Origin of the sequence: Duganella alba (assembly GCF_009674495.1) — a bacterium.
GTDB classification, from domain to species: Bacteria; Pseudomonadota; Gammaproteobacteria; order Burkholderiales; family Burkholderiaceae_D; genus Rugamonas; species Rugamonas alba.
Map to the genome: position 1 here is coordinate 378,989 of NZ_WKJN01000001.1, position 16,567 is coordinate 395,555.

The window sequence follows — 16,567 nt, forward strand, 5'->3', positions numbered from 1 at the left end:
TTGTGCAGGTGCATCATTTTTTTGTCAGCCAGCCGGCAAACGGGGCCGCGCGACCAGGGCCAGTTTCGGTCTGGCAACCTGCCCTGCGGCCAGTTTGAACACGTCCACGGCCTGCGCCAGATGCACGGCCTGCTCCTGCATGGACTCCGCCGCTGCCGCGGCTTCCTCCACCAGCGCCGCATTCTGCTGCGTCACCTGGTCCATCTGCGTAATCGCCTGGTTGATCTGGTCGATGCCGACGTTCTGCTCCTGGCTGGCCAGGGCGATGTCGGCCATGATGTCGGTCACGCGCCTGACGCTGCTGACAATCTCGTCCATGGTCGCGCCGGCCTGATCCACCAGCCGCGCGCCGGCATCCACCTTGCCGACCGAATCATCGATCAGCGCCTTGATTTCCTTGGCCGCCGCCGCCGAGCGCTGCGCCAGCGTGCGCACTTCCGACGCCACCACGGCAAAGCCACGTCCCTGCTCGCCTGCGCGTGCCGCTTCCACGGCCGCGTTCAACGCCAGGATATTGGTCTGGAACGCAATCCCGTCGATGACACCGATAATGTCGACAATCCGGCGCGACGATGCATTGATCGAGCCCATGGTGTCGACCACCTGCGACACCACCTGCCCGCCGCGCACCGCCACTTCCGACGCTGAATTCGCCAGCAGATTGGCCTGGCGCGCATTGTCCGCGCTCTGCCTGACGGTCGAAGTCAGCTCTTCCATCGACGATGCGGTCTCTTCCAGCGAACTGGCCTGCTCCTCGGTGCGCGACGACAGATCCTGATTGCCGGTGGCGATCTGGCGCGAGGCCGTGCTGATGGTCTCGGTGCCGGCGCGCACTTCGCCGACGATGCTGGCCAGGCTGCCGGTCATCGCCTGCAAGGCAGTCAGCAGCTGGCTGACTTCGTCGCGGCCCTGGATCTGAATGCTGTGGGTCAGATCGCCCGCCGCGACAGTCTGCGCCGCGTGCACCGCCCTGTTGATCGGCTGCGTGATCGAACGCGTGATCGATACCGCCAGCGCCACCGCCGCGATAAACGCCAGCGACGTCGCGCCGATCAGGAAGCGCACCGCAAACAGGTATTCGCTGTGGATCTCGTCGATCAACTCCTGGTTCTGCTTTTCCTGGAAACCGATCATCTCGTTGATCAACGCGAAGGTTTTGTCCTGGTGCTGCTGCACCGAATTCAGCAGGAAAGCCGGCGCCTCGGCCGCCTTGCCGTCGTTGACGATCCTGACCACCTGCGCCAGCAGGCGCAGCGTCTCCGGCGCCTGCGTCTGGAGTTCGGCATACACCTTCTTGCCGCGCTCGCCGCGCACCAGCGTGCCCAGGCGTTCAAAACTGGCGGAGAAGGTCTTCTGCGCACCGTCGATGCGACCCTGCATCTTGGTGTGCATGGCATCGTCGGTGTAGAGGATGTAGTTGCGCGCCGAACGGGCGATCAGGTTCAGCTCGGTCAGCATACTGTTCGACAGCGCGATCTTGGTGTTGTTCTCATTGACCACAATGTCCATGCGCGCCTTGGTGTCGGACAGCGCCGACCAGCCGATGTAGGCGATCAATAGCAACAGCACCAGCACGGCGCCGAACGCCAGGTTCAGGCGCGCGCCGATTTTCAGATTATTCATAGTCAGTTCTCGGAGGGGACGGGAAAATCCGGCGGGGCTGGGCCGAAGAGGCGATCTGGCGATCGGATGCATGGCGCGGAGGTTGGGGCATGCACAACGTGCGTCAGTGTAGTTTAAATATTTCTTTTTGGCAAGTAATGCCATCGTTGCGCAAATGCCGCAGCGGCGGCGCGGCCCGCCATGGGCGCTGACTCGCCGCGCCATGCGTTTGGCTTCCCAAGCCAGTGCAAAGTCGCTAGCGACGCTGCCGATTCGCTCTAAGATCGGCCCATTGCAGCTATGACATCGTTTCAGAGCAACCTATGACAACAGCGACACCAGCATTGAATGTCCACACGGCGCTTGCCGGCAAGCGTGTACTGATCACCGGCAGCACCGGCTTCCTCGCCAAGGTGGTGCTGGAAAAGCTGATCCGCTCGGTGCCGGACATCGGCCGCATCGTGCTGCTGATCCGCGGCGACGCCCGCGAACGCTTCGAGCGCGAAATCGCCACATCCTCCATCTTCGACCGCCTGCGCGCCGAGCGTCCGGATTTCCTGCCCGGCTTTTTCGCCGAGAAAATCGAATGCATCAGCGGCGAGGTCACGGCGCCCTGCTTCGGCCTGCCCATCGCCGCCTTCAACGCACTGGCGCGCCGCATCGACCTGGTGATCAACGCCGCCGCCAGCGTCAACTTCCGCGAGGCGCTGGACGAGGCGCTGTCGATCAACGCCCTCAGCGTGCGGCACATCGCCGAGCTGGCGCGCGCTGGCCACGCGCCGCTGATCCAGGTATCGACCTGCTACGTCAACGGCTACCATCGCGGCGCCATGCACGAGGAAACGGTATCGCCCGCGCGCGCCGCCATTCCGCGCCACGCCGACGGCCATTACGATTTATACGGTCTGCTCCAGCACCTGCAACACCGCATCGCCCTGCTGCGCGCGGAAGTCAGCGATGCCGACGAACTGGCGCGCCGCCTGACGGCGCTGGGCATCGCCGAAGCCAATTACCACGGCTGGAACGACACCTACACCTTCACCAAATGGATAGGCGAGCAACTGGCCATGGCCGCCATGCGCGGCCGCGCGCTGACCATCGTGCGCCCGTCCATCATCGAAAGCACCTTGCAGGAGCCGGCGCCCGGCTGGATCGAAGGCGTCAAGGTGGCCGATGCCATCATCCTCGCCTACGCGCGCGGCAAGACCAACCTGTTCCCGGCGCGGCCGGAAGCGGTGGTCGACATCGTGCCGGCCGACCTGGTGGCCAACAGCATCATCCTGGCCGCCGCCGAAGCGCTGCAAACGGCGCCGGCCACGCGCATTTACCAGGCCTGCACCGGCGCCACCAATCCCGTCACCGTCGGCCGCGTCATTGAACTGATACAGGCCGAGTCGCAGCGCAACTGGCGCCAGTACGAGCGCCTGTTCTACCAGCAGCCCAGGCATGAATTCCGCGTGGTTGGCCGCCCGGTCTTCCTGCTGATGCTGCGCGCCATGCGCATCGCCGCCGCCGGCTGGAGCGGCGTGCGCAAGCTGCTCGGCGCGAGCGAATCGCCGAAACTGGAAGCGCTGCGCACCACGCAGCTGCTGGCCCTGACCTTCTCGTTCTACACCGCGCCGCGCTACGTGTTCCACAGCGACCGCCTGCAAGCGCTGGCGCAGCGCTTCGGCAGCGAAGACCAGGCGCGCTACAGCGTCGACACCCGCGCCATCGACTGGCAGGACTACCTGTGCCGCGTGCACATGGCCGGGCTGAACCGCTACGCCCTGCGTCCGCGCAGCGCCACGCCGCCCGCGCCGGCCGCCATGACGCGCCGCGACTATGCCTGGCACCGGATGGACACCGACAAGAACCTGATGGTCATCAACAGCATCCTGCTGTTCGAAGGCGCGGTGGACATGGAACGGCTGATTTCCACCATCGCCTACCGCCTGCCCAACTACCCGCGCTTCACGCAGAAGGTGGTGCGCCGGCGCTGGGTGGAGGACGAGCAGTTCGACATCACCCGCCACATCGAGCTGGAACAGATGGCGCACGACGTGCCGCGCGAGGAACTGCAAGCGCACCTGACGCGCCTGGCCCACCTGCCGCTGCCCGCCGACCGGCCGCGCTGGCACATGACGGTGCTGGACCGCGTCAACGGCGGCCATGCGATCGTATTCCGCGTCCACCACTGCATCACCGACGGCCTGGGACTGGTGCACGTGCTGAACCACCTGACCGACGACAACGGCCTGCACGGCAAGACGCCCTCCCCGGTCGGCCATCCGCACCGCGCCGTGGCGCACAATCCCGTGTGTTCGGCCGTGGTGCGCGGCCTGTCGTGGCTGAAGATTGCCGCCCACGTGGCGCGCCTGTCGGTGCTGTGGCCCGATGCGCCGACGCAGTTCAAGGCGCCGATGACCGGCGCCAAGCAGCTGGTCTGGTTGCCGCCGCTGCAAATGGAGCGCGTGCGCGCCATGTCCAAGCGCATGGGCGTCACGCTCAACGACGTCTGGGTGGCTGCCGTCTCCGGCGCGCTGCGCCAGTACCTGGGCGAGCGCGGACAAAGCCTGGATGGCCGCGCCCTGCGCGCCGCCGTCACCTTCAACCTGCGCGAAAAGGCCAACGCCTTCCAGCTCGGGAATGAATTCGGCCTGGTCGCCGTCGACCTGCCGACCAATGTGGACGATCCCTGCGTGCGGCTGCGCCAGTCCAGCCACCGCATGACCGCCATCAAGCGTTCGCACCAGCCGCGCGCCACCATGGCCTTCCTGTCCATCGCCGGCTGCCTGCCAACCGCCTTGCAGCACTTCGCGCTGAACCTGTTCACCTCCAAGGGCTCGGTGGTGCTGACCAATATCGAGGGACCGGCCAGCCGCCGCTACCTGGCCGGCTCGCGCCTGACGGACCTGATCTGCTGGGTGCCGCAGGCCGGCAGGCTGGGCGTGGGCCTGGCCTTCATCTCCTACGCGGGCCAGATCCAGCTGGCGCTGTTCGTGGACACCGACCTGGTGCCCGATCCGGACCGCCTGATGCAGCTGACCTATGGCGCCTTCGAAGAGCTGGAACTGGCCACGCAGGGCGAAACGGCGCCGCAGCCCGCCGCCGAACCGGCGCTGCCGGGCATGGTCATCACAACGTCATAATCGGCGCGTATGCTGCTCCCCATTCCACAATGAGGAGTATTGCGTGAACTTGAACGAGCAGGAACTGCTGGATCGCGTCAGCCGCGAACTGACCGACAGCTACGACGAAGAGCTGGAAATGGAACTGGAAGACCGCGAGATCGATCCGGTCACCAAGCAGGTCGTCGAGCATGAGCGCAGCGCCGAAGCCAAGGAAGCGCGCCGCGTCTACTTCCGCGAGTTGTTCCGTCTTCAGGCGGAACTGGTCAAGCTGCAGGACTGGGTGGTCCACACCGGCCACAAGGTCGTGATCCTGTTCGAAGGCCGCGACGCCGCCGGCAAGGGCGGCGTCATCAAGCGCATCGTCCAGCGCCTGAATCCGCGCGTGTGCCGCGTGGCCGCGCTGCCGGCGCCGAACAACCGCGAACGCACGCAGTGGTACTTCCAGCGCTATGTGTCGCACCTGCCGGCCGCCGGCGAGATCGTGCTGTTCGACCGCAGCTGGTACAACCGCGCCGGCGTCGAACGCGTGATGGGCTTCTGCACCGACGACCAGTACGAGGAATTCTTCCAGACCGTGCCGGAGTTCGAACGCATGCTGGCCCGTTCCGGCATTCAGCTGATCAAATACTGGTTCTCGATTTCCGACGAAGAGCAGAACGCCCGCTTCCTCGGCCGCATCCATGATCCGCTCAAGCAGTGGAAACTCAGCCCGATGGACCTGGAATCGCGCCGCCGCTGGGAGGAATACACGCGCGCCAAGGAAGTGATGCTGGAGCGTACCCACATCCCGGAGGCGCCATGGTGGGTAGTACAAGGCGTCGACAAGAAGAAGGCGCGCCTGAACTGCATCCATCACCTGCTGTCGCAGATGCCGTATGAAGAAGTGACCCATCCGGAAATCCAGCTGCCGGAGCGCGAATACCACGACGACTACGTGCGCCGCCCTGTGCCGACCGAAATTATCGTGCCAGAAGTATATTAAGCTGCTAAAGTTGCGGTTTTTATATTTCGGCGGATTTCGGGCGTCGCTGCGCGATCCGCATCGTGGAGGATGAATGCGCTGGTGCCGTCCCTTGCTGGTTCTGTTGTGGCTGTTTTCCTGCGGCGCCCGCGCCGACCAATTGCGCTTCGACTTCGATTTTGAGACGGCAAGGATAGTCAGCGCCGCCGTCAGCACGGGCGATTTCAATCTCCCGGCCGGTTTCTGCGCCGGCGCCGACGCCAGGGCGCTGATCCGGAAGATGCGTTTCAAGGACTGCGAAGCGCTGATCGCACGCTTCAAGGCCCTGCGCGAGAACAAGCAGTGGCTGGAAGCGGCCACCGTGCTGGCGCCCGAACTGTCCCGGCCCGGCTTCGGCAAATATGCGCCGCTGGCGGCCGAAGTATCGCGCCAATTGAAGGAATACGTCCCGCCCGACCTGCGCGCGCAACTCAAGGTGCACTTCATCTTCGGCAGCCAGTCGGGCGGCTTTGCGTTCGACGACGTGCCGGACGACGTCTACGTCGACATGATGCGCTTCACCGACGCCACCACGCAGGAACTGGCCGAAACGGTGGCGCATGAACTGTTCCACGCGGTGCAGAATCACCTGATGCGTCCCGAGACCTTGCCCACGGCGGCCGGCGCGAAGGAAATCACCGGTCCTCTGTGGCTGAATCACCTGCTGGACCAACTGGTGCGCGAGGGGACGGCCGAACTGTTCACGCATCCCATCGCCGACCGTCCATCCACGCCCTTCTCCGCCAGCAAGAAGCTGGGCATTGAGCGCAACGCCAAGCGCATCGGCGGCATCCGCACGCTGTTCGAAACGCTGGGCTGGCGCATGCTGCTGGTGCCGCCCGAGAACGAGGACGCCTATGACCAGATCTACGGCATCATGTTCTACACCGACTTCGACGAAACGGCCTACGACCTGGGATGGCTGATGATCTCCACCATCGTCGCACAGGATGGCAAGGCGGCCGTGGCCGGGCTGCTCAAGCAGCCGCCGAAACAGTTCGTGCTGCGCTACCAGGCCATCGCGCAGAAGCAAGGCAAGCTGCCGCTGTTCAGCGCGGACTTCGTCAAGGCAGTCGAGGCGCTGCCATGAAGCCGCGCGCTTCGCTGGTCTTCGGACCGCACCGGCTGGTGTCGCTGCTGCTCACGCCGCGCGCTTTCTTCTCGCATGCGGACCTGATGCGCGACAGGCTGGGCATCATCATCGCGGCGGCGCTGGTCGGCGTCAGCAACGCGATGGGACGGCTCGACCAGAATCTCAGCAAGGCCGACCTGCGTCAACAGCAGGCAGCAGATGGATTCACCAGCTGGTCCACCTCATCGTGGTGGCATTACTGGATCATGGTGCTGCTCATCGGGCTGTTGAGCGCAGTGGTCAGCTGGTACATCAGCGGCTGGTTTTTCCGCAAGCGCCTGGAATGGTCGGGCGCCGGCCAGGTCGCGCCGGACGACGCGCGCAGCCTCAGCGTGCTGCAGGACCTGGTCTGGGTGCTGCCCATGATGGCGATGGCGCTGGTGCAGACCTTCAGCTATCCCAACTATATCGAAGCATGGCGGGAATCAACCACCTCCTCGGTGCTGATCATGATCTTCATCTTCTGGTCCTGCTGGACCGGCTACTGCGCCGCCACCACGGTCTACACGCTGAAGAAAACCCAGGCCAGAATCTGGTTCATGATCTTGCCCGCCGTCTTTTACGCGATCATACTGGGTGCGTCCGGTGCGCTGTATGCAATACTGCCCCACTGACGAGAAGGAGACGCCATGAGCCTCGGCACCATCACCCCTATCCCGCGCAGTTTTGACGAAGCCAAGACGCGCGAGTTCTATGTCGGCTTCCTCGGCTTCAAGGTCGACTGGGAGCACCGCTTCGAAGAAGGCACGCCGCTATACATGCAGGTCTCCAAGGATGGCTGCGTGCTGCACATCACCGAGCACTTCGGCGATTGCTCGCCCGGCGCCGCGGTCCGCATCGTCGCCAGCGACGTCGATGCCTACCAGGCCGAACTGATCGCCAAGCAGTACAAACACTCCCGGCCTGGCGTCGAAGACATGCCGTGGGGCAGCCGCGAAATGTCGATCAAGGATCCATCCGGCAACCGCCTCACCTTCTTCAGCAACTCGCCGGAAATTTCGTCATGAAACCGCGCCACGTCGCCGCCGTAATTTTGCTCGGCTGCGCCAGCGCATTCGCCGCCGACAGCGTGCCGCTGACCAGCAGCGAGGAACTGGCCAGGCTCTATACCGAGGACCGGGCCGACAGGAACGGCGGCCCAGGCGCAAAGATCGACTGGCCGCCGCCAGTCTGGACCGCTACCTGATCAGCATCGCGCGCCCGCAACGATACGGCACGCAATTCAGAGGGACAAGCACCCGCCCGCCGCGCCTGGCGCCCATCGACCCGACCGTCTCCGACGCCCTGCGCAAGGAACTGGACGTCCCGACGCTCGCCGAGGCCAAGCTGAAGGAGGCCGACATGATCAAATTTTTCGAGAAGGCCCGGACGGAGAAGGCAAATTTGGCCAACTGACGCGAGCACGATTGCACAAGCCGACGGAAAAATGGCAAGCTTCTCCCTGCTGATGTACATTTTTTGGAGGAGACAACCATGAAGAGCAAGAACACCATCTGCCTCTGGTATGAACATGACGCCGAGGCCGCAGCGCATTTTTACGCCAGTGTTTTTCCGGACAGCGCGGTCGGCGCCGTCCATCGCGCGCCGTCCGACTTCCCCGGCGGTAAGGCCGATGCGGTCCTGACGGTTGAATTCACCGTCTGCGGCATTCCATGCCTGGGCCTCAACGGCGGCACCGCCTTCAAACAAAGCGAAGCGTTCTCGTTCCAGATCGCCACCGACGACCAGGAGGAAACGGACCGCTACTGGAACGCCATCGTCAACAACGGCGGAACGGAAAGCGCCTGCGGCTGGTGCAAGGACAAATGGGGCTTGTCGTGGCAGATCACGCCGCGCGTGCTGACTGACGCCATGGCCCAGGGCGGCGAGGTCGCCCAGCGCGCCTTCCAGGCCATGATGCAAATGGGGAAAATAGACGTCGCGAAAATCGAGGCCGCCGTTCGCGGCTAAACGGTATCAGGTTTTGGCACGACTGTCGTAAGCCAGCGCAGCCGGCGTCCGGACCTCCACCGTGGTGCCCTGATTGACCGTGCTGTGCATCGCAAAAACGCCGCCCACGCGCTGGGCGCGTTCGCGCATTCCCGCCATGCCCCAGTGCTTCTCCTTGAGACGGCTTTGCACTTCCGCCTCGTCCAGGCCGCGCCCGTTGTCGCTGACACGCACGAGGTAAGCCATGGAGCCGTACTCAATCTCCAGCTTGATCACGCTGGCCCGCGCATGTTGGAAGGCATTTCGTAATGCCTCGTGTCCAATCTGTGTCAACTCCTCTTGCACCAGCGGCAGCAATGGCCGGCGCGTCCCCTCGACATGAAACTCGAACGAAACGCCGGTGTGCGTCAGCGCCAGCGACTCGCCCATGCTGTTCAGGCTCTGCTCCACATCGTGACCGGTCCTGAGCTGGTGCACCTGGTCTCGCCCTTCCACCAGCGTGCGGTCAGCGTCATCGAGAATGGCTTCGAGCTTGATGCGTTGCTCGCTCCCCTCCGGCATTTTCGTCAGCACGGAAAACACGCGCAAGGTCAGCGCCTGCACACTTTGCAGGAAAGTGTCGTGCAGCGTGCGCGCGATGCGTTCCCGTTCATCGGTCCGCACCTGCAATTGATGGGCGATTTTGCGGGTCGCCGCTCGTAGGCGGAGCTGATACAGGCCGTAGACAGCCAGCAGAGTGGCCAGCGCGCACAGCAAACGGAACCACCACGTCTGCGTGATGGTCGGCGCCACCTCGATCCGCATGCTGGCGACGGCGTCGCTGGCGATGCCATCCTCGTTGACCGCACGCACATTGAAAGTGTACCGGCCCGGGCCGACGTTGGTGTAGTAGGCCGCCCGGCGCGTCCCCGCATCCTGCCAGCTCGCATCAACGCCATCGAGCCGATATTGAAAACGCATGCCTTCCGGCTTGCGCAAGCCTGGCGCCGTGTATTGAATATTGAAGCTGCGGGAGTCCGGCGGCAGCTTGAGCAGATAGCCGGCGGGATAGCTGTCGCTGCCCGCATTGACAGTGAGCAGCTGTATCGCCGGCTTGACGGTATTCGGACGCAACGTTGTTGTATCGAGCCGCACCAGTCCGCCTGTCGCGCGGAACCACAGCAAGCCGTTGCCCAGATTGTGTACGGTCTGCCGCTTGTTGTCGATGGCCGCGCGCCCGGGGTAGCCTTCCAGCACGTTGATCACTTCGTAGACCAGCGGCGTCTCCGGTTGGCGAATCGACGCCTCCCAGTCGTCGCGGCGGATATGCACCACGCCCTTGCTGCCGTTCAGCCAGCGGTCACCATCGGGCGTGGTGGCCATCCCCGTCACATTGCGCAACGCATCGGAATTTTGCGGTGCGAGGGCGACGAATTGCTGCCCTTTTAATACCGCCAAGCCGCGCTCGCCGCCGATGATGAGTTGCGGACCCGGGAAAATACCGGACTCGACGCCGATCATGCCGATGTCGTACTCCGTCAGCCTGTCATTGTCATAGAATCTGAGCTTGCCATCATTGTTACTCAGCCACATCTGGCCGCGGTCGCCCGGCGCCATCATGAAAATCCGCTTCGGCAGATTGAACTGGGTATACGGTATCCAGCGGCCATCCAGCAATCCCATCAGCCCGGTCTTCACCGAGAACATCCACAGCACTTTACCGTCATCGAGCAGGCCCAGTACATCCAGATCGGTCATGTCCTTTCCGGCCGGCGGCGGCAGGGGGATCTTGCTCGATTGCCCCTGATAAATGCGTTCGATGTCCCGCTTTCCCGCCCACAGAATCGCGCCATCCCTGTCGTTGGTCACCAGGCTGGCGCTGCGATGCAGGACCGGGGCCGGTATGCCGTCGGCGCCGATCCGCCATATGGCGCCATTCGTCGTCTCGACCACCCACAGGATGCCATCGCTATCGCTGGCGACGCTGTAGATGCCGTTCGGGCCGGGAATCCGGGCCGGTATCAGCTTGTTTTCGCGGAAGCGGTCCAGTCCGGACTGGGTGGAAACCCAGATATTCCCTTCCCTGTCCTCCAGCAGCACATTGGTCGACAAGGCGCTCAGTTGCCAGTGCTGATCCAGTTTTTCCTTTGCTTGCACGGACGGCACGATGGGCATACTGCTCAAATTGCCTGCGCCGGTGACGCGGCAGATACCATAAGGACACTTGAGCGCCCACAGGTTGCCGTCGCGGTCGAACTGACCAGCCCAGCGCGACTCGGCCTGATTGGCGTCCGGCGCGCGCGGCAATTGCTGGCTCATGGGTGGTGCGGGAACCGGACGTACCGAGTCGAGGCTGCCTACCCATACGCGGCCGTCGGGAGACTGGATCAAGCTGCCGTGCAAATCCTTGCCCTCGATCCGTTGCAGCTTGCCGACACTGCGGTCGTACAGATACAGCGCGTGATCGTTCGACGCCCATACCCTGCCGTACTGGTCGACCAGCACGCTGTACGTGCGGCCATTCCATTCCTGGCCGTCGGCCATGACCTCCCACTTTTCATGTGCGTAGCGGTACAGTCCCGCGCCGCCTGCCGCCCAGATCGCGCCTTCATGGTCCATCCCCATCGAGGCGATATATTCGATGTTATGGGTGTCCGGCGCCAGCAGTTCCGTGACCGTGCCGTCAGGGTGCAGCGATGACATGCCTCCCAGCCGATAGCTGATCAACAAATCGCCGTTGCCGAGCGCGTGCAGGTTATACACCCGGCTATGCGGCAAAGGAAACCGTTCGAAACGCACGCCATCGAAACGATACAGGCCGTCGGTGGTTGCCAGCCAAAGCCAGCCGTCGCGAGTCTGCGCCATGCCGTTGATGTCGGCGGGGACGCCATCTTTCTCGCTCCAGGAGGCATGGTTGAGATCCCCCAGCCGGATGGACGGGTTCAGCGCCAGGGCCTGGTTGCACGCCAGCGCAATGACCAGGCCAACCGCCATGAAGAATCTGCGACAAGACATAAGGTAAAGCCCGGTTGGCAAGGAAGGGCTTATTCTAAAGTAAAAACGGGCTGCCAAAGCAGCCCGTTTCATCCGGCAGGAAAGAAGATCAGTACGCGGTCTGCGTGTACGGCCGGACGTTTTTCGCCGTGCCCCACTCCTTGTTCGGGGTGCTGGACATGGTGAATACCAGCTCGCCGCCCGCCGTGATCTGGTCGTGGCGGATGAAGCTCTGCGCCAGCGGCTTGCCGTTCAGCGTGACGCTGGCGACGTAGGCATTCTCCTTGCTCAGGCCAATCGCGCGCACCGTGAAGTGCTTGCCGCCCGGCAGATTCAGCACCGCCTTGTCGAGGAACGGACGACCGATGACGTACTCATTGCTGCCCGGCGCCACCGGATAGAAACCGAACGCGGTGAACGCCAGCCAGGCCGACATCTGCCCCAGGTCGTCGTTGCCCGAAAGGCCTTGCGGCGTGGTGTTGTACTGCGATGCCACCACCTGTGTCAGGCGCTGCTGCGTCTTCCACGGCGCGCCGGCGTAGTTGTACAGGTAAGCCACGTGGTGCGACGGCTCGTTGCCGTGCGCGTAGTGGCCGATCAGGCCGGAGATATCCTCCATGTGCGAGTACACGGTGTCGTCCACCTTGGCGTCGAACTCCATGTCGATCTTGTTCTGCAGGGCGACGTCGCCGCCCAGCAACTTGATCAGGCCGGCGTTATCGTGCGGCATGTACCACGAATACTGCCACGCGCTGCCTTCGGTGTAATCGCTGCCGAAGTTGGACTGCACCGGATTGAACGGCTCGCGGAACTGGCCGTCGGACTTGCGGGCGCGCAGGAAGCCGGTCTTCACGTCGAAGGAATTGCGGTAGTTCTGGGCACGCTGGTAGTACTTGGCGGCGATGTCCTTCTTGCCCATCTTCTCGGCCATGCGGGCGATGGTCCAGTCGTCGAACGCATATTCCACGGTCTTGGACGCCGCTTCCGGCTCCAGGTCGATCGGCACGTAACCGTACTTCATGTAGTGCTGCAGGCCGCCGTAAGGACCATATTCGGCGCTGCTGGTCATGGCTTTCAGCGCTTCTTCGGCGTCAAAGCCCTTCAGGCCCTTCATGTAGGCGTCGGCGATCACCGGCACCGCGTGGTAGCCGATCATGCACCAGGTTTCCTGCCCGGCGAACTGCCATACCGGCAGGATGCCATACGGGCTGACCTTCTGCGACTCGATCAGCGAGCGCACGAAGTCGACATCGCGCTCCGGCTGCAGGATGGTCATCAGCGGATGCAGCGCGCGGTAGGTGTCCCACAGCGAGAAGGTGGAATGGAAGCGGAAGCCCTTGGCCTGATGCACGGCGTTGTCCGGGCCGCGATACTGGCCGTCGCTGTCCATGAACAGGCTGGGCGCCAGCATCGAGTGGTACAGCGCGGTGTACACCATCTTGCGGGTGTCCGGCTCGGCCTCGATGCTGACCGTGCCCAGTGCCTCGTTCCAGGCGGCGGTGGCCTTGGCGCGTTCGGCGTCGAAGTCCCAGCCCTTCATCTCGTTCAGATTGGCGACGGCGCCGTCCTCGCTGACGGCGGAAATCGCCACCTTGACTTCAAGCTGGCCGTCGGCCGGCACGCCGAAATCCAGCGCGGCCGCCAGAGCTTTACCCTCGGTCACGGCCTTGTCGCCGGTGCCCTTGCCCGGGCCGGCAAAGCCCTTGTATTCGACGTCGCGCTCAAAATTGCGGATGTCGCGCGACACCAGCGGATGCGAGAACTGGATCGCGAAGTACAGCTGGCGGCCCGGCGCCCAGCCGCGCGTTTCGCGCATGCCGGTGATCATATTGTCGCCGCGCACGCGGATGCGCGACCACAAATTCTTGCCGGCGTAATCGTAGATGCTGTTGCGCAGATCGAGCATCACCTTGGCTTCCGCGCCCTTCTGGTAACGATAGCGGTGCAGGCCCACGCGCTCGCTGGCGGTCAGTTCGACGTCGACGTCGTTATCCAGCAGCTTGACGGCGTAATAGCCCGGCGACGCCTGCTCGTCCTTGTGGCTGAAGCGCGAACGGTAGCCGCTGAACGGCCGCTCCGGATAGCCCGGCTCCCATTTGGTCTCGGCGCTGTATGGCATCAGCAGCACGTCGCCCAGGTCGGAGTGGCCGGCGCCGGAGAAGTGCGTGTGCGAGAAGCCGAGGATGCTGTCGTCCTCGTAGCGATAGCCGGCCGCCCAAGGGTAGCTCTGGCGGAACGGCCGCACCTGGGTGTCGGGGCTCAACTGGATCATGCCGAACGGCCGGGTGGCGCCGGGGAAGGTATGGCCGTCGCCGCCGGTGCCGATGAAGACATCGACCGCCGCCGCTGGCGTGGTCTGGGCAAAGGAAACCGCAGGAAGGGCAAGAACCAGCGCCAGGGCGCCGGCAGGAAGAAGGAGTTTGGTCGTGTTCATTCAGCATCCGCTCTAAAGACGATCCGACTTTATAGCGCTTGCCCACGCGGCGGTCAATCGCCAGACCGCTCAAGGGGCAAATGTTTAGTAAATCAGCTAAACAGTCGAGCCAAGCAGATAGCCGGCGAGCGCCTCGCTGAGCCGCGCCGCCTTCTTGACGTTGGCCTTGTTGGACACCATCAGCGACACCACCAGCGCCTCGATCACCGCCACCGTGGCCACGCCGCTGCTGGGCAGCACGCCATGGGCGGCGCTGGCGTACAGCACGTGGTCGGACAGCGCCACCATCGGCGCCGACGGCGTGTCGGTAATCGCCACCACGCCGGCCTTGTGCTTGCGCGCGAACTGCGCCAGCCGCATCACATCGGCGGCATAGCGCGGGAAGGAAAACGCCAGCAGCACGTCGCCGGGGCCGATATGCACCAGGTGGCCGGCGGCGATCTCGGTGCCGCCCGGCCCGGCCATTTCCACCACATGCTGGCAAAACGGCTGCAGGTGCAGCGCCAGCATCGAGGCGAAGCACGACGACATGCCCAGCCCCAGCACGTACACGGTGCGCGCGCCGCTGATCCTGCGGGCCACATCGTCCAGCGCCTGTTGCGTCAGGCCGCCATGCGTGGTGGCCAGGTTGGCGCCGGCGTATTCCATGCTCGCCTGGCCCGGCGACAAAGCGCTGTTGCGGCGGGCGATGGAGGAACGGAGTTTTTCGACCGGCTGCATGGCCGAATGCAGCGTTTCGGCCAGCGCGCTGCGCATGGCGCCATAGCTGGCGAAGCCGATGTCGCGGGCGAAACGGCTGATGGTGGCGGTGGAGACCTGGCAGCCTTCGGCCATCTCCTCGATCTTGAGCGCGGTGCCGCGCATGGGGTTGCGCATCAGGTAGTCCGCGATGCTGCGGTGGGAAGCGGAACCTTCGGCCAGCACCCCGGCCAAGACGCGTCCCAGCGCCGATTGGACGAACGCCATGTCGGCCGAAACCGAATCACCTGATGTCATGCATGTCTCGTATTTTTAGAAAACGCAAGCATACGTACATTTCCCACCGCTGTGAACTTAGTAATTACCCGTAAGCGAATTACCGATACCAGGGCTGCGTAATCTTCAGCGGACGCACGTCCATGCGCAGATTCAGGATGGTGTAGGCGTCCGACGTGGCCGACTCATAGCCGACGCTGCCGGCCTCCTTCGTCAGCTTGAACTCGAAGCCCAGGTCCTGGCGCGGATCGCCCGGCGCCGCCGTGGCGATGCCGATCGCTTCGCTGCGCGAATTGTTGATCAGTTTTTCCATCATCACCAGCACGGTGTTATGACCGAGCATATCGGCCGAATACACCTGCTCGTCCAGGTACGGATTGGCCGGATCGAGCTTGCCGTCCTTTTTGTCGGTCGACGGCGTGTATTCGCGCGTCAGCAGGTTGTAGCGGTCGCCGCGATCCAGGTAGCTGATGCGGGCGTTCGACAGGTTGAAATCCTTCTCGCCGCCGTTGGTGGTGGCCTGCGCCAGGTCCAGCAGCAGTGCGCCCTGGTAGCCGATCACTTCCACTTCGCGCTTGCTATTGATGATGACGGCCGTGTTTTCATCGATGCCCAGGCCCTGCTTGTAGCCCTTTTTCAGCATCGCCGGCAGCATGCGGGCAAAGCGGCCACGCGCCAGCAGGTGCTGGTCGACGAACAAGTCCTTGCCGACGAAGCCCAGGCCCGGCGCCAGCTCCTGGCCGTCGTTGACGCCCACGCTCAGGGTGCCCAGCACGGTCCGGGCTTCGTAGTACATGGTGGCGCTCATGATGGCCGCGCCGGCGCTGCTGCCGCCGATCACCCCTCCCTTTTGGTAGACGTCCCAGATCGCCTGCAGCACGGCGGTGCGGCTGCCGTCCGGACGCACCAGCGCCTTGGTGATCAGCCCCTGGTCGCCGCCGGCGAAGTAGACGCCGCCCGCCTCGCGGATGGCGTTGGCCAGCGCCGGGTCTTCGGCGTCCTTCGTATAGTCACGATCCTTGAAGCGCACGCCCACCGGCACCGCGAAGGCCGAGGCGCCGTATTTATTCAGCGTGGCGACCAGGTTGGTGCCGGAGCGCAGCGGATTGCCGGCGGCGCTGGGCATCACCGCGATGCGCGCGCCCTTGCCGCCCGCCAGTTCCACCAGGCGGGTCCAGACCTCGCCGTTATCGCCGCGCACCGCGCCGCCGGCGATCAGCAGATTGCCCTTGGGCGCCGCATCGGCCGCATGGGACACCTGCACGCACAGCGCCAGCAACGACACGCACATCACGCGTACCGCCTTCACAAAACTCGTCATACGATATTCCTCGTCTTGGTATTCGTCTTGGTATACCACGCAATTATAATCTGTCGTGCTGAAAGGCGAATTACGTCCAGGAGAGCCG

The 16,567-nt window shown here is 64.0% G+C and carries 12 protein-coding genes; 7 read left to right on the plus strand and 5 right to left on the minus strand.

The window, feature by feature from the left end:
• Positions 1-24: 24 nt before the first annotated feature.
• Positions 25-1,623: a methyl-accepting chemotaxis protein gene (locus GJ695_RS30440; protein WP_154361865.1), complete on the minus strand. Its 1,599-nt coding sequence runs from the start codon at positions 1,621-1,623 to the stop codon at positions 25-27.
• A 302-nt stretch (positions 1,624-1,925) separates the two neighbouring features.
• Here GJ695_RS30440 and GJ695_RS29945 point away from each other — a divergent pair, with 302 nt between their 5' ends.
• From GJ695_RS29945 to GJ695_RS01690, 7 genes are all read left to right on the plus strand, one after another.
• Positions 1,926-4,733: an SDR family oxidoreductase gene (locus GJ695_RS29945; protein WP_229260271.1), complete on the plus strand. Its 2,808-nt coding sequence runs from the start codon at positions 1,926-1,928 to the stop codon at positions 4,731-4,733.
• A gap of 118 nt (positions 4,734-4,851) precedes the next feature.
• Positions 4,852-5,697 carry a polyphosphate kinase 2 gene (ppk2, locus tag GJ695_RS01665; protein WP_371866470.1) on the plus strand — a complete coding sequence of 282 codons (846 nt, stop codon included), beginning with the start codon at positions 4,852-4,854 and terminating at the stop codon, positions 5,695-5,697.
• Between the two features lie 73 nt (positions 5,698-5,770).
• On the plus strand, positions 5,771-6,805 hold the full coding sequence (locus GJ695_RS01670) for a DUF5700 domain-containing putative Zn-dependent protease (RefSeq protein WP_166455389.1): 1,035 nt from the start codon (positions 5,771-5,773) through the stop codon (positions 6,803-6,805).
• A complete protein-coding gene (locus tag GJ695_RS01675; protein WP_154361867.1) occupies positions 6,802-7,461 on the plus strand; it encodes a hypothetical protein in 660 nt (219 codons plus the stop codon). Before GJ695_RS01670 ends, GJ695_RS01675 begins: the two co-directional genes overlap by 4 nt.
• A 15-nt stretch (positions 7,462-7,476) precedes the next feature.
• Positions 7,477-7,854: a glyoxalase superfamily protein gene (locus GJ695_RS01680; RefSeq protein WP_154361868.1), complete on the plus strand. Its 378-nt coding sequence runs from the start codon at positions 7,477-7,479 to the stop codon at positions 7,852-7,854.
• Positions 7,851-8,033 carry a hypothetical protein gene (locus tag GJ695_RS01685; protein WP_154361869.1) on the plus strand — a complete coding sequence of 61 codons (183 nt, stop codon included), beginning with the start codon at positions 7,851-7,853 and terminating at the stop codon, positions 8,031-8,033. The genes GJ695_RS01680 and GJ695_RS01685 overlap by 4 nt, the downstream gene beginning before the upstream one ends.
• Before the next feature lie 287 nt (positions 8,034-8,320).
• Complete coding sequence (locus GJ695_RS01690) at positions 8,321-8,797, plus strand: VOC family protein (protein WP_154361870.1); 477 nt, start codon at positions 8,321-8,323, stop codon at positions 8,795-8,797.
• A gap of 6 nt (positions 8,798-8,803) precedes the next feature.
• Here GJ695_RS01690 and GJ695_RS01695 read toward each other — a convergent pair whose 3' ends face one another.
• The 4 genes from GJ695_RS01695 to GJ695_RS01710 form a co-directional block, all read right to left on the minus strand.
• Positions 8,804-11,749, minus strand: coding sequence for a sensor histidine kinase (locus tag GJ695_RS01695; RefSeq protein ID WP_166454989.1), 2,946 nt, complete (start codon positions 11,747-11,749; stop codon positions 8,804-8,806).
• 109 nt (positions 11,750-11,858) lie between these two features.
• Positions 11,859-14,183 (minus strand): GH92 family glycosyl hydrolase, encoded by a 2,325-nt coding sequence (locus tag GJ695_RS01700; protein WP_154361872.1) that lies wholly within the window; start codon positions 14,181-14,183, stop codon positions 11,859-11,861.
• A 96-nt stretch (positions 14,184-14,279) separates the two neighbouring features.
• Positions 14,280-15,179, minus strand: a complete 900-nt coding sequence (locus tag GJ695_RS01705; protein ID WP_229260272.1) for a MurR/RpiR family transcriptional regulator — start codon at positions 15,177-15,179, stop codon at positions 14,280-14,282.
• A 79-nt stretch (positions 15,180-15,258) separates the two neighbouring features.
• On the minus strand, positions 15,259-16,479 hold the full coding sequence (locus tag GJ695_RS01710) for a cyanophycinase (RefSeq protein ID WP_229260273.1): 1,221 nt from the start codon (positions 16,477-16,479) through the stop codon (positions 15,259-15,261).
• Positions 16,480-16,567 lie beyond the last annotated feature (88 nt).